The sequence below is a fragment of the Clostridia bacterium genome (genome assembly GCA_014360065.1).
In the GTDB taxonomy this organism is placed as follows: Bacteria; Bacillota; DSM-521; order Neomoorellales; family JACIYF01; genus JACIYF01.
Genome location: JACIYF010000014.1, coordinates 1 through 23,145 on the forward strand (window position 1 = coordinate 1; position 23,145 = coordinate 23,145).

Here is a 23,145-nt window from a genome sequence, read left to right on the forward strand (position 1 = left end):
ATCAAGCAGCACTGTCCCTCCTGAGGCCACCTCTAAAAGCCCTACTTTTCCTTGGCGTCGCGCACCAGAAAATGCCCCTTCTTCATACCCGAATAGCTCACTCTCTAGAAGACTCTGCGGAATCGCTGAACAATTAACCTGAATAAAGGGACCTTTGCCTCGGGTGCCATATTCATGAATAAATCTTGCAAGCACATTTTTGCCAACACCACTTTCCCCGGTAATCAACACAGTAGCATCTACAAGAGACGCTCGGATCGCTCGTTCCACAACCTTGTCCATCTCAGGGCTACGGGCCACAATGTGCGTAGAGTAGCTATTACGCGCGCGCAATTCCAGTGTCTCTCTCTCATAACGGTTACTACGCAATTGATAGCGTAAGCTTTCTTCTTTGAGACGGTTTAGATCCGTTATATCCCGGAGGTTGTCAATGATCACTACCACGTTACCGGTCTCGTCAAGTAAGGGGCTAGCCGTGACCAATAAGTCTGCGCCAGAAGGCGCTTTTTGGAAAAAAGAGCAAGGTTTTTTAGTAGCCAGAACTTCCAGCGATGGCGCCCTTCGCCATTTGCCTTGCTTTACCAATTCATCAGCACGCTTGTAAAGAACCTCTTCCTTTTTTAATCCCACAATGCGTTCATAGTTCTGGTTCACGTAAATGATACGAGGCTCGCTATTTAGTAAGGCAACAGCATCATACTCCGTATCTAGAATTCTGGCGAAGAGGTCTGCAACTCGTGGCGGTAAAACTGTTTCCAACCCGGCCATTTTCATGGCTTCGGCCAGCTCCCGCCCGCTGTCTAGCATTAACCTCAGCTCCCTCCCCAGCGTATAGGTACTTTCTCTCGTAACTTGGAAAATACATTAACACTTATCAACCATGGATGGTAATTCGCTTTTCATCTATGTTGTGTTTGTTAAGTATATTAGCTCTTTGTTTTGAATGTCCTGCCAGAATTCATAGATCTGGAGGACTTTGGCACAATTATTGCGGTAGTAGACGATGAACACCTGAAACCAAGCCAAGGAGGTGGAAACTGCAGCGAACAAGGCCGGCGGAAATAGGGCTTAAGCCGCAGCTGGTATTTTGGCGGCTTGTGCCAATATTTAGCATGAGAAGGGGGTATGTTTTATGCCGGCGCAGGATTACGGAACCCAGTATGACCGTCTTTATGTCGCAGTGGTCACTCCTTACAAAAAAGATAGCTTCGAAGTAGATGAATCTGCCTTGCGAAAGCTACTGCGTTACTTTATGCAGCCCAAGTTTCGAGATGCTGGTGGCGGCATTATCATCAACCCTGAAGCCGGTGAGGTTTTCTACCTCACCCGTGAAGAAAAGCGCCGCAACGTGGAAATTGCCGTAGAAGAATGCGGGGGCAAGGTGCCGGTATTTGCCGGGGTAATAGCACTGACCACCGATGAGGCAGTGCAAGTAGCGGTAGATGCCAAAAAGGTGGGGGCGGACGGTCTTTTCCTCTGCCCTCCTATTGGCGCCATGGATGTAACTACTTCCTGGAACGCCGAGAGGTATCCTGAGGTTTGGGTAGACATGGCAAAGGCCATTGTTGACGCGGCGGATCTGCCGGCTATTGCCCACCCAGTAGCCAGCCCCACACCGACCTTCGGCATCGGCTTGCCGTTGTCAGCCACCTTAAAGATGGTGAACGAAGTTCCCAATTTTGTGGGGTGGAAGATGACGTATAGTTATGAAGGTTACCGGATCATCGCCCGAGCCTTGCGATCTCTAAACAGACATGTAGGTGTCTTTGGTGCGCCAGCCGTATACTTCCACGAAGCCTTGGCTACCGGTCAGTTTGATGGCACGGTTACCGGCTCCTTCTGTTATGCCATGGAACCAATGATCGACCATATTGAGGCGTGGCGGCGATCGGACGTGCAGACAGCGCGGAAGATTTGGGATGCTGGGCTAGCCGAACTACAAGAATATGTTTACTCGGAGTACGCCCGGTTGCATGTTCGGTACAAGACTGCAACTTGGTTGCGCGGGCTTATTCCGCACCCACTTATGCGGCCACCCCTCCCGAGGCCGAAGAAAGAAGAAATACTAACTCTCAAGAAGTTACTGGCAGGGGCGGGCCTAAGCGTCATTCCCGACTTCGAGGTAGAGAAGGTTCTTGGCCAGTTATAATCTGCGCTCGTCACGGTGGGTGGCTCTGGAGCTTTTGGGTCGCCACCAAAACACTAAGACAATGCAAATGATGGTTGAATGGTGAACCGAAGTTTAGATACAGAACTCGCATAGGGAGTTCCCAAAGTTTAACCTTCGACCTCCAATTGTTGCACTTGTTACGGCAGTCTGGGGGGCGGGATTCAAACAACATCCAGCTACCCCCAGACACTGCCACACTGTTGCTAAAGCCTATGAGGAAAACCGGAAGGAGTTGAGGCCCCTTGTCTAACCAAGCACTAGCCCGGCAACAGAATATCGTTGCCCGCCTCGAGCGCTTGCCGTTTACTTCTTGGCACGTGAAAATGCGCTTGATTGTGGGCATTGCTACCTTCTTTGACGCTTTCGATGCAGTAAGCATCGCCTACGTATTACCGGTAATTATCCCCCTGTGGAAGATAGCCCCCACGCACGTCGGCCTTTTAATATCCGTTGGTTACGTAGGTCAGATCCTTGGCGCATTCTTCTTTGGCTGGTTTGCGGAAAGATCTGGGCGTCTCAAGTCCCTCACTCTTTCAGTAGCAATACTGGGCATTATGTCCTTTCTCTGTGCTGTATCCTGGAACTATGTTTCCCTCCTTGTCTTCAGATTTATCCAGGGGTTCGGCCTCGGTGGAGAAGTGCCGGTGGCCGCAGCTTATATCAACGAATTGAGTAAGGCCAAGGGCCGTGGTAAGTTTGTTCTTCTGTATGAGCTCATCTTTGTTGTTGGTCTAGTAATGGCGGCACTGCTCGGCTATTGGGTAGTCCCTCACCTAGGCTGGCACTATATGTTCTTGATTGGCGGTGCTCCTGCCCTGGTGATCCCCCTTTTCCTTCGTTTTCTCCCAGAATCGCCACGTTGGCTGGCTAACCATGGTCGTATTGACGAAGCGGAAAAACTAGTTACGGATCTCGAACGTATTATGAGCCGAAACGGTCAGGTCGAGCTACCCCCCGTACAAGAGGCTACCGTAACGCTGGCAGAAAAACCTACGAGCTGGAGAGAGCTTTTTCAAGGTATCTATCTGCGTAGAACCCTGACCGTTTGGGTGATTTGGTTTGGCGCTTATTTCGTCACCTACGGCCTAACCACTTGGTTACCCGCGCTTTATTCTTCAGTCTTCAAACTGCCCTTACAGCAATCTCTGCTTTACAGCCTGATCACTAGCGTCGCAGGCTTCATTGGAGCATTTATCTGCGCCCTGCTAATTGATACCGTAGGACGCAAAGCATGGTTTACTATGGCCTTCCTGGGCGGTGCCCTCTTTATGTTTGCTCTCTGGCAGACGGGGGCTCGCACCCCGCAGATTGTGGTGACCTATGCCTCTTTAAGCTATCTGTTCATTTCTTCAATTTCGCTGGCTCTATATCTGTACAGCCCGGAGATTTATCCTACCCGCATGCGGGCCTTGGGTAGCAGCATCGGCAGCGCTTGGTTGCGCGTCGCTTCAGCTATCGGCCCCTACGTGGTAGGCGTTGTTGTCTCGAGTTACTCGTTATCTTTAGCGTTTGCCATCTTCGGTCTAGTGGCCTTAATTGCCGCCGTAATTACAGGCATGTTCGCCGTGGAGACAAAGGGTAAGGTTCTAGAGGAAATATCCCCTTAGTACCAAATCGGAGTATTGGGAGAGGCCGGGTCGCTAGCCCGGCCTCTATCTTGTGCACCTGGCCCATGACCAGAACCTTGGCAAGACCATAGCCAAAAGGCTTAAAGGCGAGAACCGCAAGGGCATAGGAAAGGCCCTGGATGATTCCATAAAGGCTGGTCGCCGCCCTGTAAGGAAGAAGCTCCTATCCAAAGAGTATCCACTAGAAAACTGAGAATGGACCGCTTGTGAGTTGCCAAAAAGGGGAGTGGAGGTCTTCGAAGGCCAGTTCAGACCCGCCATGGCCCGGAGAATAAAAAGAAACCAGGCCCCGGTGGACCCTGGCGGAACCAACCGGCTTTTAAGCGCCAAGGCCAACGGCGAGCTCCACAGCTATCTACCCTGCCCTAAATTCATAAACAGCGCTGTTACAGCCAGCTCAACGAGAAAAAGAGCAGTCGAATGTTCCAAAAAGTACTACGCAGAAGATGCGGGAGCATGGCTTAGGGCGCACATGCTGGCCCTGGATACTCCCTATCTCACAGGCTACCTGCTCAGGCAGGTAACCGAGGTTGTGTCTTTGGCTGGGTAGCACATAAAGTAGCCATAACCAAGTTTAATCTACGGGGCTTGGCTTACTACCTGTTGACACTAACGCTTCACCTACTAAGTCTTGACACTAACGCGTCCAATGTCAAGCTTTCCTGTGGTGAAGGAGTCATAAAAGGGGCTTGCCCCACAGATTAAAGCGGTACTGATCCAACACCCACTGCTCGTTGGGTTCCAGTAAACCTCTCACGGCAGAGTAGATTTCCTCCTGGAGGATATCAAGGTCGAAGCCGGTGACTTGGGCGTATTCGTGGGCGGCTTGCAGGCAGCGGGGATAGAGCGGGACGGGAAAACCGTTCACGGCGTCGGCCAGCAGGTACCCGAATATCTCGCTGGCCCGGGAACTCTGGGATGACAGGATATCAACTGTCCATATCGGGTCACCGACTCGGGGACCGAATCGCACAAAGTACATGTCCCCCGCAACGAACTTTGGCGCTTCCCCCTCTCCCTCGGTCTCCACCCCGCGCGCATACTCTGGCCAGATGTAGGCCTTGGCTTCCATTTCTCTGGGTACTTTCACGTAACAAGGGTTGCCCGCAGGCATGATATTCTCGAGCATCAGGGCTAGGTTGTATCTTGTCAGCACTTTGCTTCTCTTAGCGATGCCCACCAAGTATACCCGTCCCTTGTCCTCGCGCTCAATCCGGTCAATCGCCTCTTCGACCTTCTGGCGCCAGGCGGTAAATCTGTCTCCCCTGAAGATCTTGCTCCGAAGAAGACCATCCCGGACGATCAACGTATCCGAAGCGAAGGTCTGTCTGCAGATGCGATCATACAATACAGCCCATTCACACAGATCGCGGTAGACGGGCACCCGCGAGAGGGAAACCCTCTCGGGCTCTGTGCGCACCGTTTCGCCCCTTGGAATCATATGGCTCAGTTCGGAGAGGGTGGCAGCTGCCAAGTCATGCATCATCTTGCCCAGAAGGGTAGCCGGGTTTCCGTCTGCATCGAACTGCCTCCGACTGAGCACATCCGTGTCTGTCGTTGACAAAACCGCGTCGATGCAGAATTCCTTTCCATAGGAGTCTACCACCCGCACGAATTGAATGGTGAATGGGTCCAACAGGAGGCGGTTATTGCCGCCATCGCTGGCCACCAGAGAGACTGCCGTCGTTGAGCGAGGCATTATGATCCTTACAGCCCTGCGAAAGATAGGACGGCTTACCCTTGTTTACGGGGCCGGGGAGAATCCCCAGCATTACGCGTCTCAAAGCCTGTCGTGCAGGACTTCTACAATCTTCAAGCAACACCTCGCGGATCAGGCAGATCTCCCGAATGGTTTCATGGTGGTAACAGAGATTCCAAGACGTTCCTGTCGGTATGCCCCGCGGCTCAGCGCCTGAACAGAGTATTCTAGTACATTCTTTTATGATCTGGTCCGGACCGACATCCGCCATTTGGGCTTCAGTTATAGCAACCGCAACAGGGTTACAGCTATCATTTTAATTGGAAATCCACGTTTTTAAGGCTAATCGGCACTAGCCCTTTTCAACCGGTGTCTTTTTTCGGTTATGTTGAGGTCACCGCTTTTAATGATATTTCTTAAATGGTCTAATTCTGGGCCCAAAACTACTGTAAGTAGTTCATTAGCTCATCCATCCTATAAATAATCCACGGTTTTGGCATGGTTCTAATAATACCCCTGTCAACCAGAGATGACAGCTGCTTTGCGGCGGTAACCCTTGTCGTTCCTGCGTACCTGGCTAATTCATCCTGGGTCAGATTTACCTTCAATTCAATTCCGTTTTTTGTGCTATAACCAAACTGCCGACAGAGGTTGATAATACTTTTGACAATTCGCTGTTCTGCCGTGAGATAGTTATCTTCAATCATTTGTGCCGTACTGCAAAGCTTTTTTGCAATATCCTCATATAGATACCAAAGAATTTCCGGTTCCTGTGATATCAACTGTTTGACATACCTCTTATTTATTTCCAAGTTCACGGCCGGTTCCAGAACTTCAACTGTCATCGTATGGACATAGTCTTCCACTAACGTGATATTGCCGTAAATATCATTCGGCCGAAAAAACTGCAATATTCTTTGTTGACCATTTTCGGATGTGCGATATGCCATCAAGACACCGCTCAAAAGTATATAAATATGATTTCCTATTGTCCCCTCTCTAAAAACGATATCTTTCTTACGATACTTAACAATTTTAGCAAACTGATAAATTTGTGGATGATTAAGGAGTAATTTATTACCATGCTTTAACGTCACGGCATTGTTAATCAAGTCGAATTCTCCTTTCATCCATTTAATTACCAGTGTTTTCCATGAGCTATTCTATCGGTACCGGGCATAGAATTCGCCATCATACGATTGCTAGGGAGTATATCCCAGTTGCAACATTGGGCAAGAATTGAACAAGAATAAGAAAAGGGTGGGTAGGCTTTACTACCTGTTAGCGTCTCATCAAGCCGCCTCTAGCTCTGCCTTTCTCGTCGGTATTGCCTCACCTTCTTCCTGCGCCTTCATCCATGCCCAGTACTCCGCCATGTCCAGATAATGGTGGCCGGGTTGCCCAGGCCTCGTCCATCTCTATCAGCAACGCACCGATGAGGCTTAGCTCCGCCTCCTGGTTGGGAAAGATCCCTATCATCCTCTCCCGCCCGAATCTCCCCGGTTCAGCCATTCAACGGCGCAGCCAGCCGCCGCCTGATCGGTTCCGGTAACGCCATTATCTGCACGACTAGTTCCTTTAGGCGCTCGGCCGTCTCTAAATCCGAAGCATCAAACATGTGTCACAGGCAAGCATGTAGTTTTCGCTGTAACGACTTGGGATACATTTCTAACACGTTACGGACGAAATGCGTCTGGTACCGCGGCTAGCTCGCTCCATGGAAGCAGGCCATAACAGCGTTGACAAGCACGCCATGGTGTCCGATACACCAGGTCAACGCCTTTTAAGCCGCGCCTCTTCAGCCAGCCGAAAAACTCCGACCAGCTACCCTCAGATTCGCTATCCCCGATCGTCAGTCTCAAAACCTCCCGGTAGCCTTCCCGGTTGATCCTAGCGGCTGTAAGCACGCTATGTGTCCGCAGCCCCGCTTTTCTTCACCTTGATTGCCAGGGCGTCCACCAGAAGAAAGGGATGCTCCCGTTTGCTTAAGTCTTGCTCATTCCATGCCCGCACAATCGGATAAAGGCGGTTGCACAGCTCTGATACGGTCGGTTTTCAAAACTCCGCCCCGCACAGCTCTTCAACAACCGCCCCAACTTTCCGCGTTGATACCCCGTTGATGACCATCTCCGTAAGGGCAAGCAGGAGCGCCTGCTCGCTCCGGTGGTGACGCTCAAACGTGTCTGTGAAAACTCGTCGGATCTGGTGCAGGGAACCTCCGAGACCAGGTACCCAATCCGGGTTGGCAGGCGGCTTCTCCGAGTGGCGGTTACGGTACCCTCGCCTCCCCTGGGTACGCTCGCAAGGCTCAGCTTTGGCCTGCTCCGTGACCCGGGCCTTGAGAATCCGCTTCAGAACCTGCTCAACCAGCCGGACCAGACCGTTGTCCTAGGAAAATAATCACTTCAGAACCTCGCCGTCTACGGTAACCTGGTAACGGGCCATCCTTCGTCCCTCTGGTGATGTTCGGTTTTCTCACTTCTTCATCTACCAGAGGGAGGGTGGTTTTCCTGCTGCTAGCCCCACCTTTTTTACACACGATACTGGATACTATTCGGCATCCTCGACTCTGCTAAAGTCAACCCTTCATATCACTTACTGATCAATCTATGTCTATCATCATGGGGATACCTGTTCGAGTACCTTACCCCTTGTTTCTACTGCAAACAAGCCCGTAATAACGGCGCCGACCAATGCTATTATTCCGAACATGGCGAAGACCACGCTGATGGAAGCATACTGACCCACTATGAATCCAACGATGGAAGGTCCGATGGCCGAAGCGATCCGCAACCATGCACTGCCAACACTGCTACCAAGAGCCCTCATGCGAGTCGGATATATCTCGGGGCTGTAAAGGTAAAGCGCCAGAGAAATTGAACTGATAAAAAAATAGCTGATAGAAGCGAAAAGTAGTACTGTGCCGGGAGATCCTGCACCTTTAAGCCAGATAATCAACATGAAAATCCCACCGCCTATAAACGCCCCCGTGAACCATGTCTTGCGGCCCATGGCGTCGATTAGCAAAGCACAGACCAGAGTCCCCAACAACCCGGCGCAACTGGTAATCAGACCGAATAACAGGGACTTTTGCAACGGGAGCTTAAAGATACTGGAGTAAAGTGTTGGAAGCCAGGTCGTCAATCCATAGTTAACGAAATATCCACAAAACCAAATCACCCACACTGTCAGTGTTCTTCTCAGGTAAATTCCCTGGAACAGTTCTCGCCAATTGGTAGGCTTATTTTCCTTGATAGCCACTTTGGTCGCATCATAGGCAGGCAAATCAATACGACCGTTGTCGCTGATGATCCTCTCGAGCTCAGATACAACCTTCTCTGCTTCATCAAATCTGTTGTGGCTGGCCAACCAGCGGGGAGATTCGGGAAGATGGCGCATAAAGACCGGTATTATCAGTGCAGGAAGAGCCCCAATCAGGAACATGTAGCGCCATCCGAAATGGGGGACAATCCAGAACCCAAGCAGCGCAGCGCAGACAAGCCCTACCGCAAAGATCATCTCATAGAGGAGGACAAACCTGCCACGCCCCTGAGCTTTACAAAGTTCGTTAATATATGTCGCGGCTACAGGCACCTCACCTCCCAGGCCAAATCCCTGAATCAGGCGGAAGATGAACAATGACATGTAATTTCACGAGAATGCACAAGCTAACGACATTACGGCAAGTATTGAAACACTGAGGATGAGGGAATTGACACGCCCTTTCTTTTCTGCCAGCATGCCAAAGAAGAAGGCCCCAAGTAACTGTCCTAAATAACCAATGGAAATCAGTAAGCCGATTCTAGTTGGATCTATCTTCCAAAGAGGAATCAGAACCGGCATGATATATGCAATCGAAACCGCATCCAAAGCATCAAAAAATGTTGCAACACCCACGATAACACGCATTTTAACATGCCACATATGAAATGGCAGTCGCTCAATCCGTGCGATTATATTCTGCTGTCTCAAAGTTGCCTCATTTGCCACGCAAGCAACCTCCTCTCAAATATCTGCTCTGATACTCAAACTTGGGTTTAAAGCAAAAAGTAAGGTTGAGTGGAATCACCCCCCGTAGCCAGACATTTAGGATCCTGATCAGGATATTTGTGCACGATATTATTGTCTAGCAGGCTTCTATTCAATTTCTGTATCAGAGAATACATATTTACATATTTCTATAACGTGTTTTCTTACCAAGATCCGGTAGCAAGAGTACCAATACAGCAAAAACAACAAACCCAGCACAACTGTATAGGAAAATACGGTTGACGTTATATCCCGCCAACGGAGTCACTATGTAAGACGGAATCAAAAATGCCCCACCCATCTGAAGAGTGCTGATTATCCCCCCGGCACTTCCGGCATAGACACGGCCGATATCGGGCAACAGCAACGGAATCGACAGCAAAATCGGGAATGCAGTTCCGACAAGGAGGCCGGAGATCATTAGCAGGAGCCAGGTTGCAGTACCGAAAGGCGCTGACCAGGCAAGGTAAAGTCCCGCGGCCGCCAAAACAGTGGCTAATGCAAAGGGTTTTAGGCCCGCAAGTTTATTGAATATGATCGGCCCCAAGACATATCCGGCTCCCATGGCAACCGGCATTATGGAAGCGATCAGGCCGGCCTGAATCGGGTTGGCACCTTTGACGCTCTGGAGGGCACTGGGGAGGAAACCTAAAAAGGTAATTTTAGCACCCATATAGCACATTACGGCAACAGCGGCGATCCATAAATTCTTACTTTTTGCCGCCACTCCGATATATTTGAGGATCGGCTGCGGCGCCGCCTCCTGCGTCCCTTCCGGTTTGGCCTTTACAAGTAGGACCCACAAAATAAGGATCGCCAGCGAAGTAATCACATCTACAATAATGGCGCTTCTGAAAGACTTGAACAGCGCCGAGGTAGCCAGTGCCACCATCATGCCGACACTGGCGCTGGAAACAAAAATACCCATAGCGGTCGACATCTGGCGGCGAGGGAACCAAGCACCCAAAAGTTTGGCCCCGACAGCATTGAGAAAGCTCTGCCCCGTTCCTAACAACAGCATCAGGGCGAACATGGGCAGGAAACTGTGGACATAGATCCGGCAAAAGCCGCTGATTACGGTGATCAGCAAACCCAAGGAGATAGTATTCTTCTCGCCAAAACGGTCTGCCAACGCCCCGGCCGGAATCCCAAGGATGGCACATGTCAACATCGGCGCCGTTAAAACCATAGCGAACTGCTCAGAGTTGAAATGAAAGGCGGGGATGATAACGTGGGCTAGACCTGCTATCTGGAACTGCATCACCTCGAGGTTCAACAACGCCAACGATGAAATCAAAAGGATAATCCAACGGTAAGAGGATTTGTCCTCGACTGGCTTATTCAATTACAAACACCATCTTTCACGCATATCTTGGTATAAAAGGGCATCCATTCCTTTTTATGTCTAATATGAGTTACTGCGGTGTTTCGTAAGAAAGTAAGCCACTAAAAAGGAATAGATGCCCGCAATACAGCTGTGTCAAATGAAGTTCATCTGCTTTAAATTTGGGCAAGCACCTTTTCAAATTCCTGATCGGAAATCACGTCAACACCTGTGGCTTTCAGCAGCTTCCTCATTTTAGTAACCTCTTCCGCCTTCGGTTTCGGCTGTGGCGGACGCATGAATGGAGTTGGCACTAAGCCGCGCAGCCATGCCCCGATCTTATACCTTATGTGCAGCCGGGAATAATCACCGTAAACGAAATCATTTAGAGCCCCCAAGCCAGATTCCCAAATTCTACAGGCTTCTTTAATGTCATTTTGCTTCCAGGCCTGAATGTGGTCGATCATCGGTTCCATGGCATAGCAGAGCCCACCGTTAACAGCACCATCAAATTGCTTGTTAAGGAGATTTACATGGTACAGGTCTGCAGGAGCGGCCAGGACTGCTACATGATGTTCCAAAGAGCGAAGGGCCTCGGCAACGAGCTTGTATCCCTGATAGGAATAGGTCATTTTCCAACCAACAATATTCGGAACCGCATTGCAGATCTTTACGGTCGGTCCCACCGGAAGCCCGACGCCAAAAAAGGGCGACACGCCACAGGTCGGATGCACGATGATCGGCAGATCAACGGCCTCGTCGATAGCCTTCAGCATGTCGATCCAGACTTCGGGATACCTCTCGGGGTTCCAGGCATAGGTTACATCTCCGGAACCCATCGGCGGAAGAAAGAAGATGCCGTCCACCCCCAATTCCTTGGCTATCTTTGCGTCCCTGACTATACCTTCGGTGGTCACATCGATAGCTCCAGAGAAAATCGGGAGTTTTCCACCGGCCTCTTCAACAGCGATTTTTACAATGTTCTTCTTCTCTTCGCTGGTCAGGTAGAAAGCCTCACCAGCTTCCGGGTTGACAATGAGGCCGCCGCCAGCGTCAACAAATTTGGGCTGCAAGAAGTAGCGAATTAACTTGCGGTAGGCTTCGTAGTCAATTTCATAGCTACCTTCCTTATAAGGGACGACAACAGCAACATAGATACGATCCCACTTGGTACCATGGTCTTTTGCCATCCAATTCCCGCTCCTTTACTTAATTGTTAGTCCCTGATCCGGATCACCGGGCACAATATAATTGTCCGCAAAATGTATTTGAGAATCTGTATTACTCACTACAAAAAGTGAAATATCTCTGTAATCTACAGATCTGGCCACTGGTAATGTCCTAGGCTACTGCAAAATTTATCAGGGACGGTTTGAAAGTCATCCGTTTCGGCCGATCTGTTTTTGATCCCGCCAGGAATTTAAGGATTCGCCGCAGATGTTGGCGACGTGGGCGTGGTGGAGTTAGTAGCTCCTTTCTGTAAGAGGCCGTGGCGGAGGAGTTTGGCTATCCAAAGCCCCCAGGTCACACTCCATTCCCGGGCTTTATGCACCAGTGATGAGCCGACCTTGTCAGCAGCAGTCGTTGGTCCAAGTTTAGCAAACCAAATCCAGCCAGGCTGCCTTTCCATTACCTAGTTGTGCGGCTTGCCGCATGGGGCACTCTTCCGAAAAAACCATTTACTTCCAGCCAAGCCGCCCAGGACTCAGACGTAAAGCGACTACGACTCCCTAGCAGCGTTCCCGGGTTGAGTGCCGGGTCGCTTTTGGAAAGCGCCCGGCATCCTCCCCTTGGTTTCACATACCTGGCTGTGCAGCTAGCAGCAGTGTTCACCTTCACCCTAGCGCTTGCAGCCAGCAGCGTCTTCTGTTTTTGTTGTGATTGCTTTTCTCATGTCGCAGTTTTGATGGGAGCGGTGAAAAGTAGGCTCAAACTGGAGGGAAATAGCTCCGGCGATACCCGAAATCGGGCAAGCCCCGGGGGTAATTGATGGATGGAGCACCTGCTTAGGATCGGGCTTCCTTGCCCATCAGCACCCTGGCCCGGTGCAGCACTCCTTTCCCGTAACGAACCCGCAGGCTATCGCTTATGGCGGCTAGAGTTTCCTCTCGGCTCCGGGCCGAGCGCCCACCTTGAGCTACCGGGCCAGTCAGGCTGGCTGGTTGCTCCACCAGGCGGTTTCCAGTTCCGGTGCCAAACCCGTCCTCAGGAAACAAAGTTTCTTGCTTCCATTCCTGTTCTACCAAGTTGCTAGCCTGGATGCCCAATAGCCGCCAGGGCGGGGGATAGGCATGGGTCCAAAAAAGCTCCTCGGCTACCTTGTAAATGGCCATATCGGTATTTACGCTGGCAGGCAAAGTTCGGGAGCGGGTGAAGGTGGAGAAATCGGGCCGGCGGTACTTCAAAGTAATGGTGCGAGCCCGAAGGCCCTTCCTCCGCAAGCGAAATCCCACCTCTTCGGCCAGAAGCATGAGTTGAGCCAAAGCCGCCTCCGGGTCAGCGATGTCTTGAGCAAAGGTGGTTTCCTCGCCGATGGATTTGACCGGCCGCTCCCTTTCCAGGGTTCGCTGGTCAATGCCTAGGGCATAGAGGCGTAGCTCCTTTCCCCAACTTCCTAGTGCCCGCTCGAGTACCTCCTCCGGGTAAGCAGCCAGATCCCCGACCGTGTGAATACCCAGGCGGGAAAGCTTTTTCACGGTTTTGGGCCCCGCCCCCGGCAGCACCTCTACCGGCAGTGGCCAGAGCACGGCCCGGACCTCGGAGCGCCTAAGCTCCCTTAGCCCATCCGGCTTGGCTAGGCTACAACCAATCTTGGCCAGGAGCTTGTTTTCCGAAACTCCAATGCTGAGGGGTAGCTGCAGCTCCTGCCGGACCGATCGACGGATGGCCTCCCCTACCTCTACCCCGTCCCCGGCCGGCACCGCCAGGTAGGCTTCGTCAATGGAGACTTGCTCGATGTCAGGGGTAAACCGCTCATAAATGGAGATCGCCTGTTGGGAAACCTCCCGGTAGCGGCGTAGATCAGGCGGGAGCAGGACAGCCTGGGGACACAGCCGAACTGCCGTTTTCATGGGCATGGCGGAGCGGACGCCAAAGGTCCGAGCTTCGTAGGAACAGGTGGAAACCACCCCACGCCCGTCCGGGTCGCCGCCCACTATCACCGGCTTACCCCGGTACTCTGGGTGATCGCGCTGTTCCACTGAAGCAAAAAAAGCATCTAGATCGCACAGCAAGATGTCAACCGCGCTGCCCACTGGGTTTCGCCCCCTTGCCAGGCTCTCCGGGCAGCCTACCCTAGCATTTCTAAGCGCTTAAACCGCGCTGCCGCCTGCCGGTTGAGTGGTGGGCCGCTTCCGGACCGGTATCATTTCCGGGGCCGCAAGCGCAGGGCTTCGATGCCAACTACCTTATCGCCCAGCTGAGGCACAGCCAGGTTCAGCCGACCAGCAATCTGTTCCAGGGTTTCACCGAAAGGATGCCCCTGGAAAGCAGGGAACATCATGTTGAAGATCTGTTGAGCCCGTCTCCGTTCCCCCCGGTGAGAATAAATGATCGCCAAAAATAGCTCCCGCTGATGGGCATAGATGCCCAACTTGTCAATACTACCCCTCTCCAGGATATGCACCACTGAGTCCATGGAGTTAAACTGATTTAGATAAGGAATCCCATAGTCCAGGATGGCCATGCCCACACTCTCCGCCAAAACCACTGGGTCGGAAGCCGAGTTGACCTCCCACCACACGTCCCTGGGACCTTGCCCCCGGATACCATCCATTACAAACCCAATCCGCTCCCGGATCATGCAAGCAGTCTCCCGGGGATGGCCAGGCGCCTTGACCCCAAACCAAGTCTCATAAACATAAGGGACAAATACTCCCAGGTTGACAGTAAAGCGTCCGGAATTGCCTTCGTTATAGCGCCAGCTTTGGATGTTGATGACGTGAGCCAAGCTGTCCTCCAAAAAACGGGCAAAAGTGCGGCCGTTCTTCTTGAATCCCAGTTCGCGCAAGGGCGCTTTTAACCCAATGCGGATGATTTCATCGATTTTCTGGCTAATAACTGACCCCAAAAATCTCTCCCCCTATGGCCCCGCCCAATACGCCGGGGCCGGCCAGACCTAGACGAATATATTCCCATGAGGTAGCCTAAATTCCTGCCAGAAGGAAAACTTTTGTGCTGAACCATCAGGCTCATACCTCGTCTTTATTAGTGGTGAAGGATCCTGAGCCCAACTAGGTCATGTAACTATTAATTCGGCAACAAAAGGAGAGACTTGACGTGCCCGAGGCCATAAGCATTAGTTTACAGGGAGTGACTAAAGCCTTTCGCCACGGGGTCAGGGCTTTGGATGGGATAAATCTAGACATTTCCGGAGGCGTATTTGGGCTATTGGGCCCCAACGGGGCCGGCAAAAGCACCCTGATGAAGATTTTGGCCACCTTGATAGCTCCCTCCCAAGGCCAGGTTCGCATCGGACCCTGGAGGCTACCTAGCGACCAACACCAAGTACGGACCATCCTCGGTTACCTTCCTCAGGAATACGGCCTGTTTGAAAACCTGACCGCCGAGGAATTTCTCACCTACGTGGCCATCATGAAAGGAATCGAGAATGGCCGGGGGGTCGCAAGCTCGGTGCAGCAAGAACTGGAGAGGGTGGGCCTTGGTGATGCCCGCCGGCGCCGCATAGCCACCCTCTCCGGCGGCATGAGACAGCGGCTGGGCATTGCCCAGGCCATGCTAGGCCACCCCAAGCTTCTGATCCTAGATGAGCCTACCGCCGGGCTGGATCCCGAGGAGCGAGTGCGCTTCCGCAACCGCATTACCGAGGTAGCCAACCACGCCACAGTCATCCTCTCCACCCATATCGTCTCCGACATCCAGGCTGTCTGTGAAAACGTAGCCGTCCTCAACCGCGGCCGTTTGGCCTTCTGCGGGAAGCTTGCGGCCCTAGCCGCCCAGGCCCAAGGATTGGTATGGGAAATAAAGGCTGGGCGGGAGCACCCCTCCCTAACCAGCTCTCAAGCAGTGGTAATCAGTTCCCGCCGGGAGGAGGAGGGAATCCAGATGCGGGTACTGGCAAAAGCTCCGCCTCATCCCCAAGCGGTACCCGCCACCCCTACGGTGGAGGACGGCTACATGGCCCTAATCTCGGGGATAGCTACACCCACCCGACCTTTTCATCTGCAGGATGGGGGCATACCTCCAGTTAACCCCAACGGCCAAGGGGGTGGGCAATAAGTGTCACTTGGAAAGGAAATCCGCACCCTAGCTTGCTACCAGTGGCAGCGCGCTCGCCGGCACTGGGCTTTGCCGGTAGCAGGCCTCCTAGCCCTGGGGGCCGGCCTGCTCTGCTTGGCCGACTTCCGGAATAACCTCTCCATAGAGATTCTCATGATGAGCCTGAGCCTGGTGCCCCTGGTCCAGGTGGTGGTCTTGGTAGCGGCCAGCCTCCTGGCCGGGCGGGAATTGACTGAAGGCAGCGCCGACCTCCTTTGGGTCACCCCCTTGAGCAACTCCGGTATCATTTGCGGGAAGTTGCTGGGACTCGCCCCCTTGTGGCTTCTGACCACCTTGGCTTATTGCCTGGTACCCGCTGCCGCCATGACTATGAAATGGCTGCCTCAAGGCCTGGAGCCCGGGTATCTGGGCCTGGAACTTAGTACCTTGTTTCTGAGCGTAGGTGCCAGCTTGGCCTTTGCCGTGACCTTGGGAGCCATACTGGGCCTGGTGCTCCGGGGTATAGCCCTATTTGCCACCCTGGCCGCCACCTGGGGAATCTCGGTCTTGGGGGCGGTAGCCGGGCTGGCTTACTTCCACCGGCCCATCTGGACTCTCTTCAACTCCACTCCCCTCCCCATGGCCATCTTTATGAATAACATACTCGATGCCTATGCTTTTCTCCCCTACCAGGGCTTCTTTAGAGCCCACGCCCTCACTTACCTGGCGGTTGCCGTCGCCTTGGTCCTGGTGCCGGCTTTGATCATCAGGGGTAGGCGGTCCCGGGGCCAAAAGATGCTCGCCACCCGGCTCGCAGCCCTGGCCAGCCTGGTAGCGGTGGTGGCAGCCGGCCTGAGCTTTTACCTCCCTTACCGGCAGCCCTATGTAATCTCCGAACAAGAGGCCGCCTACTATTATCAAAACGCCCTCCAGTTGGGGGCTAAGGATCCCTATGGTCCGAGCTATCCCCCGGGATCCGGCCCGGTCAATCCGGCAGCCAGGGCCGCTGGGACAGCTAACCCTGATGAAATAGCCCGGGCGGTGGAAGTCTTCAACCCGCCCCTGCATATAACCAGTTATGATCTCCATGTCGATCTCTCGGCTCCACCCCAAGTCGAGGTCCAGGCTATCCTGAAGCTGGAAAACCGGGGATCTAAGGAGCTCACCCGCCCCTGGCTGGCCCTCAATCACAACTTCCGGGTGACCCAAGCCAAGTGGTCCCAAGGCAGTCCCATTTCCGTCCGGTATGACCCAGCCCGGGCGGACGGTTTCTATCTGGAAGGCTTAACCCTGGCCCCGGGCGAAGGTGGCTATTTAGAGCTGACCTATCAAGGTCAGGCGAATATGTGGTGGCTGGGCGCCTCGGCCTCGCCTCCGCAACTGGTGTACTACAACCACCCCCGCACCTTTTACCTGGCCCCGGAATACGGCTGGTACCCGTTGCCGCACCCGGTGAAGTTTGCCCTGGTGAGTACCGACCAGCGCGGCCAACATTATATAGAAGCACCGGGCAGTACCGCGCCCCGCAGGGAATGGCTGGCCCTGGCACCCCCAACGGGGCTCCCGGGTCGAGCCCATGCTCTGGCCAAGCAAGCTGGCCAAACCACCGATATCTGGACCCGGACCGCTCACTTTCAGGTGGAAGTGACCCTGGCCCCCGCCCAGTCCGGTCCCGGCTTCATGGTGTTGAGCAACCTGGGAGCCGCTACCCCGGCGGAGCCGACGCCCCCCGCCGGGCCTGGCCGCACCGTCAGCTTGGCCGGTGATTCCGCCTACCTGTACCTGATGGGATCGCCCGGCATGAAAGCCTATCCTGGTCCAGGGGGTACCGTCTACGCTGCTTCCGAAATGCAGGTGGAGAAGTTTGTGGCCGGCGGCTTTAGGGCCATAGAATTCATGCAGCAGGCTTGGGACTTGTTTGGAGTTTCACCCCGCTCCTGCCGGGTGATTGCCTGGCCCGCCCCGCGGGTTAATATCGGCAATTTCGGAGGCGACATGATGGACAGCATCGAAGGGTTTTACCTGGGCAATTGGGTCTATTTGGTTGAGCAGAGATCAGATGTTCGCCTGGCCATCTGCGCCATGGATGTGCTGGTGGGCAGGCGCCTGCCCTCCGGTGCGGAAAGCCGCCTTATCGAGGGCCTCCTGGAAAGTCAAAGCCAACAAAAAAAGATCGTTACCACTGAGGGCCACTATCCGGTACCCTGGGAAGATGAGCAAACCCCGCCGGAAAGCCCCGCCCTGCCCACGCCAGCAGATATCGCCAAGTGGATCCAAGGCCATGACCCTGAGACGGTCAAGGCTACCATGCACCGGCTTTACCTCACCGCCCGAAAGCGCCCCCTTGAACCCCAGGATCTGGCCCCGTTTAAAGGAGGGCAAGGTTGATGGGACACAATCACATGGGAGCCCCGATGGGGCTTAATCTAGGAGCCCAATCTCCAACCTGGTGGACCGCAATCGCCGGCATCGCCAGGCGTTCAGCGGCCCAGCTCCGCCTTTTGAAGTCGAGCTTGCCCTTGGCTCTGGGAGTAACCGTCCTGGCCTGGGTACTCCTTCGGTATTACCAGGAACTCACCGGCAACCCAGTCGACCTTTCCCAAGTCCAATCAGTGTTGGAAAAATACCTGGTCTTGGGGGTGGTACCGGCCTCTTTGGCGCTTTGGTCGGACCTGGATGGCAAACGGCCGGGCCTGTTTTTAACCCTGCCGGTATCCAGGCTGGAAATGGTGGTGGTCCGGACCCTCATCCCCACCCTGCTCTGGGCGCTGCTGGCCACCTTGACCCTGGCCTATGTTGACGGTTTTGTGCTAGAGTTAGGGCAGGATCAGGCCTTACCTATGCTGGGCCGGAGTTGGCCGGTAGCAGTCTTTTTGCTAAGCCTGACTAGCTTCCTCAGCACCATGGCTAGGAGTCCGGTGGCCGGCGCCGGCGGGGTCTTGCTCTACTGGCTCCTCCATCATTTACTGGGCCCCTCCAAAATTGGTGCCCGTTTCTACCTGTTTCAGGGCAGCCTGACCATGCAGTCAGCCGGCCGCCCGGGGCAGGAGCTGGCCACCAATCGGGAGGTTTTAATAGCCGCCTCGATCATTATGGCGCTGGCCAGTTGGCTCCTTTTGAGGTCAACCCAGCGGTTTTTGGGAAAGAATTAATATGGGAAAGCTGAAGGGACTATGCCATTGACCGACCAAGAGCTATTGGAACTCATCGCTCAAGGCGACCAAGCCGCTATGGAAGTGCTAGTCTACCGTTACCATGCGGAGATCTATCGCTACCTCTATCGCAGTACCAATAGGGAAAAGTTGGCGGAAGACCTGGCTCAGGAGACCTTTTTGCGGGTGGTAAGATACCTGGGTCAGGGGAAATACCCGGCCCAGTTTCGCCCTTGGGTTTACCGCATCGCCACCAACTTGTTGCGGGACACGTTTAAGAGTGCTGGTTACCAGAGACAAGTCCCCGCCAGCCAGGAAGAAGTGGCCCAGCTAAGCGAGGAAGGGCCGAAGGGTCGAGCTGAGTCAAACCTCATTGACATCGTCCTCAAGCAAGAACTACGTAAGCAGGTGGTGGAAGCTATCCAGGCCTTGCCTAGGGAGCTCCGCCAGGTGATAATCATGCGTTTCTATCAAGAGTTAAAGATCAAAGATATAGCTCAGGCCCTGGGGATGCCCGAGGGCACTATCAAGTCCCGCCTTCACCGGGCCTATTTACAGCTATCCGAGACTCTGGGGGATTATGTGGATGATTCCCAGGCCCAAGGGAATCGCAGGTTCAAGACAGCCAAGGAGTGAGATGGGGGCGCATCGAAACAAGTATGAAAATGCCGGCAGTGCTGGGCAACCCGGTGGAGGGGATGTTTCGGAAGCATCCAAAGATGGGTAAGGTGGTGAGAAGGTATGTCTGACTCAACTGAACTGGATCAGGAAATCGCTCGGGAAGCCAACCTTTCTCTCGAGGCCATTGCCGCTGTTAACGGTAAGCTGCGGACTTATACCGTCCCTGATCCCACCCTCGGGCAAACGCAGGCCTTGATCCAAGTGCTGGCGGCAGAAATGAAGGCGCAGGGACCGGCCCAAGCGGCCCAAGAGCAGGTACAGGCCCCAGCGCGGGCGCAGGCCCAAGCACCCACCCCGGGTTTTGCGGGCTTATACCCGGACTCCGGGCTCCAGCCTCAGGACCTAGCCGGCGATATCGGCTTCCGGGATGTGGTAGCGGCGGTTTTGGCGCAAATCAAGTTCTATCCGGCCTACGTTTGGTTGGTAGCCGGGGCCTTGCTGTTCTTGGGAGCAGCGGCCACCGCCTTCTTTGCCCCTTACCAGATTCACCTCCTGGTGGCGCTGGTGCCCTGGATCGGCAACCTCATTACCTTCTATGGCATCCACCAGACCAAAAGCGTGTGGGCGGACTTGGAGGCCTGCTGCCCCATCTCCCCCGAAGTGCTGGTGCTGGGCCGGTGGCTGGCGGCAGTGATCTTGGATATCTTGGTGGCCACCGCTGTAAGTGCGGCCACAGTCCAGCTGGGCTGGGAGGCCAGCTTGGGGCAGCTGCTCTGGGGTTGGCTGGCGCCCTTGATGTTCAGCTCTGCCTTGGCCTTATTCCTGACTCTAAAGATGGGCATGCCTCAGGCTCTGGTAGCGCTCACTTCCTTCTGGGCCCTGGAGGTGTTGGCCCGAGAGCACCTGGGGCCTTTTAACCTTTTGGCCGTACCCGGGCAATCACCGGGGCTGCTCAGCCAAGCCTCGGCCCTCGCCCTGGCAGCGGTCTTGGTAGCGGGCTCATTGAGGACCTTAAAATACGTGCGAGGAAACCCACCGCCCTATGCAGATTGACTTGGTCCAAGTAGAAAAAACTTTTCCTGATCCCAGCCGGCTGGGCAACAACGTTGCCCCGGGCCGGGCTCCCCGGCCCGGGGGCCAGGCCACCGTGGGGTTGAAAGGCATCACCTACAGCTTCAGCTCCGGGGTCTACGCCGTAGTAGGTCCCAATGGAGCCGGAAAAACCTTGCTCTTGCGGACTATCTGCGGGCTGGAAACCCCTGCCTCCGGCCAGGTCCTGGTCAACGGCCAGGACCTGGCCGCTGCCTCCACCAAACGCTGGCTGGCGGCCCGCTTGGGCTATGTCCCCCAGAATGTTAGCTTGCCGGTCACTTTGAGCGTTGAAGAGGCTTTGCATTACTTTGCCATCCTGCGGGGCCGACCCGCCCATGCCCGGGTAGATGTCCTTCTCCGCCAATTTGAGCTGGGCCACCTGGCCCGGCGGCGTCTGGCCAGCCTCTCCCCCGGAGAGCGGCGCCGCTTTCTCATCGCCCAGAGCCTCCTTACCGATCCCTGGCTATGGGTTTTGGATGAACCCACCTCCGGCTTGGACGGGCCTGGCCGACAAATGCTCCTGCAGCTGATCAACCGTATGGCTTTGTCCCCACAGCGCACCATAATCATGGCCACCAATCTCTGGGAAGATGCCGAAGCCTGCGCCGACCAGGTTCTAACCCTCAGAAGCGGCCGGATCCTGACTCCCTAGCTTGGGGCGCGCTTGGCCTGAGCCACCGTATTGCTGGGGCTCTCCTGCTTGCCTGTTCTCTAGCTAGGCCAAGCCTGACAGGCGAGCTCAAGCTCCGTTGCCCACATACTTAAAGCCATAAAGATGGTATTGGTCATCCTTTTGACCGCAGACGATCAGCATCCTCGGGGTCTGAATCACAGAGGTGATTTCGCTGCCAATTCGCACCGGCAGCTTCATCACCGGAACCCATTTGCCCATGGGCTTTAAGTAGTCAGCCAACCCACCGCCGAGGTGCTCTATATTCGTTTCTTCACCTCTGAGGTATAGAGAGGCTAGGCCCGGTAGAAAATAGGGTTCGACTGGTGCTGGCCCCTTGGCCCGAACCAAGATGTCTTCCCCAAGGGTTCGCGGGCCGCGGTCCAAACTCCTATTCCCCATACCGAGTTTAACAGCGCCTGGCGGGAATTGATGTGGTCAGGGAGACAAAAAGTGCCAACGACCGCCCAAACTACCTGCGCCAGTACCAGTACCCCAAGAAGCACACCCGTCACTTGGTCCAGCCGGCTGCGAAACAATCTCTTGCCCATCTTGGCACCTCTCAGTGATAGTGTACAGATTAGGGCCCAACGGCATTCTAGCAAAGGTAAGCATTTTCGACTTAGCTGGACCTGCCGGAGCAGACTGTCGAAAGGAAGCCTTCCAAGAACTCTTTCGTATCTTTAACAGGTATGGGGAACCCCTGCTTAACCTTCTCGGCAAGGATGTGCTGTTTATCCAGGGTTACCAAAAAGCCCGCGGCTGCCTTATATGCCCCTGCCAGCACGTGGCAATCCTTCTCAGCTACCAGGTCCCGCCACCGGTCTTTTTCCTCCGGGGTAGGCCCGTCCGCCAGCTCGACCTCCGTTGTTCCCAGCTCCTGGTAGAACCGCAGCAGGGCACCCTTGCTCATCTTCGCCTTTATGTTGCGTTCAGCCTCCAAAAGCACCTGCCTGGTAGCTGCAATCTGTAGGTATCCCGCCCGGGCCAGCTTAAGGATCATTGCCGATCCTCCGCCAGGAGATCCGGCGGCTGCTATCCAGCAACTCGCATCTAAGAAAACCTTAACCTTTTCGCTCATGGGTTAAGCAGGCGCTCGACGTTGCGGGCAACTTCCGGGCTGATTCTATCGGCCTCCAAGAACTCACGAATCTCCTGGCGGGTATAGTCCCTCGACGGCAAGGTTTCTCCAGGTTTCCTTTCCTCCCCCAAAAACGTCTCCAGGTCACACTCCCTTATTCTCCATAGCTTACCCGTTTTTATTCCCTTGAGCTTACCTTCCCTCAACCAATCCCGGATGGTTTTAGGGCTTACAATCAGCCGATCGGCTACCTCTTCGGGGGTCAGAAGTCTTTCGGCCATTTGTACCACCTCCTTATCATCACCTACTATAGCGGCCTCATCCACAGCTGTCAATACTTTTCCGTACTTTTCGCTCCTTAACTTTCCCCCTTCGCCTTGATCTCAGACAACTAACAAGCTACATCGGGTGTGGGCTTTGATTCAGAGAAGGAAGTCGTTCGTAAAGAGGACAATGGATTAG

19 protein-coding genes and 2 pseudogenes are annotated in these 23,145 nt (G+C 54.1%); 9 read left to right on the forward strand and 12 right to left on the reverse strand.

Translation table 11 applies throughout. The features are described 5' to 3' along the window. The coding region (locus tag H5U02_03935) for a sigma 54-interacting transcriptional regulator (GenBank protein MBC7341588.1) at positions 1-807 on the reverse strand (807 nt) is incomplete at its 3' end. Between the two features lie 325 nt (positions 808-1,132). On the opposite strand from H5U02_03935, the gene H5U02_03940 reads away from it, so the two are divergent. From H5U02_03940 to H5U02_03950, 3 genes are all read left to right on the forward strand, one after another. Further along, entirely contained in the window at positions 1,133-2,149 is a 1,017-nt protein-coding gene (locus H5U02_03940; protein MBC7341589.1) for a dihydrodipicolinate synthase family protein, read from the forward strand. 344 nt (positions 2,150-2,493) lie between these two features. Further along, positions 2,494-3,777: an MFS transporter gene (locus H5U02_03945; GenBank protein MBC7341590.1), complete on the forward strand. Its 1,284-nt coding sequence runs from the start codon at positions 2,494-2,496 to the stop codon at positions 3,775-3,777. A gap of 247 nt (positions 3,778-4,024) precedes the next feature. Continuing rightward, entirely contained in the window at positions 4,025-4,348 is a 324-nt protein-coding gene (locus tag H5U02_03950) for a hypothetical protein (protein MBC7341591.1), read from the forward strand. A 126-nt stretch (positions 4,349-4,474) separates the two neighbouring features. Here H5U02_03950 and H5U02_03955 read toward each other — a convergent pair whose 3' ends face one another. The 8 genes and pseudogenes from H5U02_03955 to H5U02_03990 form a co-directional block, all read right to left on the reverse strand. After that, complete coding sequence (locus H5U02_03955) at positions 4,475-5,497, reverse strand: hypothetical protein (protein ID MBC7341592.1); 1,023 nt, start codon at positions 5,495-5,497, stop codon at positions 4,475-4,477. Positions 5,498-5,940: 443 nt separating this feature from the next. Further along, positions 5,941-6,609, reverse strand: coding sequence for a Crp/Fnr family transcriptional regulator (locus tag H5U02_03960; GenBank protein ID MBC7341593.1), 669 nt, complete (start codon positions 6,607-6,609; stop codon positions 5,941-5,943). A 180-nt stretch (positions 6,610-6,789) separates the two neighbouring features. Continuing rightward, positions 6,790-7,942: pseudogene (locus tag H5U02_03965) on the reverse strand (transposase). 174 nt (positions 7,943-8,116) lie between these two features. Beyond that, a pseudogene (locus tag H5U02_03970) lies at positions 8,117-9,421 on the reverse strand (MFS transporter). A 244-nt stretch (positions 9,422-9,665) separates the two neighbouring features. Next, on the reverse strand, positions 9,666-10,871 hold the full coding sequence (locus tag H5U02_03975; GenBank protein ID MBC7341594.1) for an MFS transporter: 1,206 nt from the start codon (positions 10,869-10,871) through the stop codon (positions 9,666-9,668). 155 nt (positions 10,872-11,026) lie between these two features. Continuing rightward, positions 11,027-12,040, reverse strand: a complete 1,014-nt coding sequence (locus H5U02_03980) for a dihydrodipicolinate synthase family protein (GenBank protein ID MBC7341595.1) — start codon at positions 12,038-12,040, stop codon at positions 11,027-11,029. Positions 12,041-12,856: 816 nt separating this feature from the next. Further along, complete coding sequence (gene dinB, locus H5U02_03985; GenBank protein ID MBC7341596.1) at positions 12,857-14,104, reverse strand: DNA polymerase IV; 1,248 nt, start codon at positions 14,102-14,104, stop codon at positions 12,857-12,859. A gap of 110 nt (positions 14,105-14,214) precedes the next feature. Then, on the reverse strand, positions 14,215-14,919 hold the full coding sequence (locus H5U02_03990; GenBank protein MBC7341597.1) for a DUF4304 domain-containing protein: 705 nt from the start codon (positions 14,917-14,919) through the stop codon (positions 14,215-14,217). A 227-nt stretch (positions 14,920-15,146) separates the two neighbouring features. Here H5U02_03990 and H5U02_03995 point away from each other — a divergent pair, with 227 nt between their 5' ends. From H5U02_03995 to H5U02_04020, 6 genes are all read left to right on the forward strand, one after another. After that, positions 15,147-16,088, forward strand: a complete 942-nt coding sequence (locus H5U02_03995) for an ABC transporter ATP-binding protein (protein ID MBC7341598.1) — start codon at positions 15,147-15,149, stop codon at positions 16,086-16,088. After that, the gene (locus tag H5U02_04000; protein MBC7341599.1) at positions 16,089-18,455 is read left to right on the forward strand and encodes a hypothetical protein; all 2,367 of its coding nucleotides are present in this window, start codon (positions 16,089-16,091) and stop codon (positions 18,453-18,455) included. Continuing rightward, the gene (locus H5U02_04005) at positions 18,455-19,219 is read left to right on the forward strand and encodes a hypothetical protein (protein MBC7341600.1); all 765 of its coding nucleotides are present in this window, start codon (positions 18,455-18,457) and stop codon (positions 19,217-19,219) included. The genes H5U02_04000 and H5U02_04005 overlap by 1 nt, the downstream gene beginning before the upstream one ends. Positions 19,220-19,240: 21 nt before the next feature. Beyond that, a complete protein-coding gene (locus tag H5U02_04010; GenBank protein MBC7341601.1) occupies positions 19,241-19,855 on the forward strand; it encodes a sigma-70 family RNA polymerase sigma factor in 615 nt (204 codons plus the stop codon). A gap of 105 nt (positions 19,856-19,960) precedes the next feature. Then, positions 19,961-20,893: a hypothetical protein gene (locus tag H5U02_04015; GenBank protein MBC7341602.1), complete on the forward strand. Its 933-nt coding sequence runs from the start codon at positions 19,961-19,963 to the stop codon at positions 20,891-20,893. After that, positions 20,883-21,584, forward strand: coding sequence for an ABC transporter ATP-binding protein (locus H5U02_04020; GenBank protein ID MBC7341603.1), 702 nt, complete (start codon positions 20,883-20,885; stop codon positions 21,582-21,584). The genes H5U02_04015 and H5U02_04020 overlap by 11 nt, the downstream gene beginning before the upstream one ends. Before the next feature lie 87 nt (positions 21,585-21,671). On the opposite strand, the gene H5U02_04025 is transcribed toward H5U02_04020, so the two are convergent. The 3 genes from H5U02_04025 to H5U02_04035 all read right to left on the reverse strand — a co-directional run bounded on the left by H5U02_04025 (position 21,672) and on the right by H5U02_04035 (position 22,964). Next, on the reverse strand, positions 21,672-21,989 hold the full coding sequence (locus tag H5U02_04025) for a hypothetical protein (GenBank protein ID MBC7341604.1): 318 nt from the start codon (positions 21,987-21,989) through the stop codon (positions 21,672-21,674). Between the two features lie 235 nt (positions 21,990-22,224). Then, complete coding sequence (locus H5U02_04030; protein MBC7341605.1) at positions 22,225-22,683, reverse strand: PIN domain-containing protein; 459 nt, start codon at positions 22,681-22,683, stop codon at positions 22,225-22,227. Further along, complete coding sequence (locus tag H5U02_04035) at positions 22,680-22,964, reverse strand: helix-turn-helix domain-containing protein (protein MBC7341606.1); 285 nt, start codon at positions 22,962-22,964, stop codon at positions 22,680-22,682. Before H5U02_04035 ends, H5U02_04030 begins: the two co-directional genes overlap by 4 nt. Positions 22,965-23,145 lie beyond the last annotated feature (181 nt).

Coding starts and splice junctions, on each gene's coding strand:
- H5U02_04005 (MBC7341600.1), top strand. CDS start 18,455: ATGGGACACAATCACATGGGAGCCCCGATGGGGCTTAATCTAGGAGCC.
- H5U02_04035 (MBC7341606.1), bottom strand. CDS start 22,964: ATGGCCGAAAGACTTCTGACCCCCGAAGAGGTAGCCGATCGGCTGATT.
- H5U02_04020 (MBC7341603.1), top strand. CDS start 20,883: ATGCAGATTGACTTGGTCCAAGTAGAAAAAACTTTTCCTGATCCCAGC.
- H5U02_04015 (MBC7341602.1), top strand. CDS start 19,961: ATGTCTGACTCAACTGAACTGGATCAGGAAATCGCTCGGGAAGCCAAC.
- H5U02_04010 (MBC7341601.1), top strand. CDS start 19,241: ATGCCATTGACCGACCAAGAGCTATTGGAACTCATCGCTCAAGGCGAC.
- H5U02_03945 (MBC7341590.1), top strand. CDS start 2,494: ATGCGCTTGATTGTGGGCATTGCTACCTTCTTTGACGCTTTCGATGCA.
- H5U02_03980 (MBC7341595.1), bottom strand. CDS start 12,040: ATGGCAAAAGACCATGGTACCAAGTGGGATCGTATCTATGTTGCTGTT.
- H5U02_04030 (MBC7341605.1), bottom strand. CDS start 22,683: ATGAGCGAAAAGGTTAAGGTTTTCTTAGATGCGAGTTGCTGGATAGCA.
- H5U02_03940 (MBC7341589.1), top strand. CDS start 1,133: ATGCCGGCGCAGGATTACGGAACCCAGTATGACCGTCTTTATGTCGCA.
- H5U02_03955 (MBC7341592.1), bottom strand. CDS start 5,497: ATGCCTCGCTCAACGACGGCAGTCTCTCTGGTGGCCAGCGATGGCGGC.